The sequence below is a fragment of the Flavitalea flava genome (genome assembly GCF_054461575.1).
Window position 1 is genome coordinate 1 of sequence record NZ_JBTLQH010000119.1, and the last position, 1,592, is coordinate 1,592.

Genomic DNA, 1,592 nt, shown 5'->3' on the forward strand with positions numbered 1-1,592 from the left:
CGGATCCCGTTATCGTTTGCGCAGGAGCGGTTATGGTTCATCGATAAACTGGAAGGAAGTGTAGCCTACCATATGCCCCTGATATTAGGGCTGCAAGGCCAGGTGAATGAAGAAGCGTTGGTCTATGCCTTTCAGGCGGTGGTGAACCGGCACGAAGTACTGCGGACCGTGATCACCGAACAGGAGGGTAAAGCCAGTCAACGGGTATTGGATGGCGCCGGTTGGCGGATGACTATGCTTGAGGATAGAGCGCTAAAAAGAGCGGACCGGGCAGCTCTGTCCGCTTATCTAGGGGAGTTGATCCGGTCGCCGTTCGATCTGTCCAGAGATTATACGCTACGGGCGACCCTGATCCGGGTGGGGGACCAGGAATGGATGCTAGTACTGGTGGTGCATCACATTGCCTCGGACGGGTGGTCCAACGCGATCCTGGTGAAGGAACTGGTGAACGGGTACAGGGCGTATAGGGAAGGAAGTTCGATGTACTTAGCGGCCTTGCCCTTGCAGTATGCGGATTATGCGATCTGGCAGCGGGGGCAACTGACCGGGCAGGTATGGGAAAAGAAACTGGGTTACTGGCAGGACCGGCTGAGGGGTTTGGAGCCCTTGAACCTGCCGACGGATTATGTTCGGCCTGCGACACAAAGTGGCCGGGGAGGCGGGTTATTTTTTCGGTTAGACAAGCTGGTAAGTGAATCCTTGCAGGGGTTCTGCCGCGGGCAAGGCGTGACCGTGTTCATGACGCTGCTGGCCACCTTTAAGGTTATGTTGTACCGTTATAGCGGTCAGGAGGACATAGCAGTTGGCAGTATCATTGCGGGTCGGCAGCAAGGAGAAGTGGAAGATTTAATCGGTTATTTTACCAATACGTTGGTGTTGCGCAGCGATTTAGGGGGTAATCCTGTTTTCAGGGAGTTCCTGCAGCAGGTGAAGGAGACCACGCTGGGGGCCTTCGAGCACCAGGAGGTGCCTTTCGAAAAAGTGGTGGAATCGGTGGTAAGGAAACGTGATCTGAGCCGAAGTGCCTTATTCGATGTGTTGTTTGTGGTACAAAATATGGAGGAGGCAGACATCGCCGCCGATAGCCTGCCCGGACTGGAGCTGCGGCGGGAGAATATTGCACAGGGAACTTCGAAGTTTGATCTGGCCTTTACGCTGACTGAAGGAAAAGAAGGCCTGGAAGGAAATATTGAATACTGCACGGACCTGTACCGGGAGGAGACGATATCCCGGATGGTCCTTCATTATAAAGAATTGCTGCAAGCGGTGGTAGCAGCTCCGGATCTCCGGATCGGACAGCTGCCGATGCTGCCGTCCACGGAGCGGTCCCTATTACTGGGATACAGCAGCGGGTTAACTGAGTCAGGGATAAAAATTGCAGAGGTAACTGGAACAAGCCATAGAGATAAGACGTTGGCCGTAAAAAAATTACCGGGCGATCTTTTGACTGGTCATTTTTCATTGTTGGGCTTTTTGACCAGGCGAATAGAGGAAGGCGGGGACAGGATAGCGGTGGTTCATCGGGGCAGGGGGTTGTCCTATGGGGAGCTGAACAGGCGGATAGAAGCCCTGTCTGATTACCTGCGCGAAAC

The 1,592-nt window shown here is 54.1% G+C and carries 1 protein-coding gene; it reads left to right on the top strand.

Annotation, left to right across the window (positions count from 1 at the left end; all coding sequences use genetic code 11):
- Window positions 1-1,592 (top strand): condensation domain-containing protein (locus tag ACX0G9_RS31625; protein ID WP_459068996.1); only part of this gene is annotated, 1,592 nt, incomplete at both ends.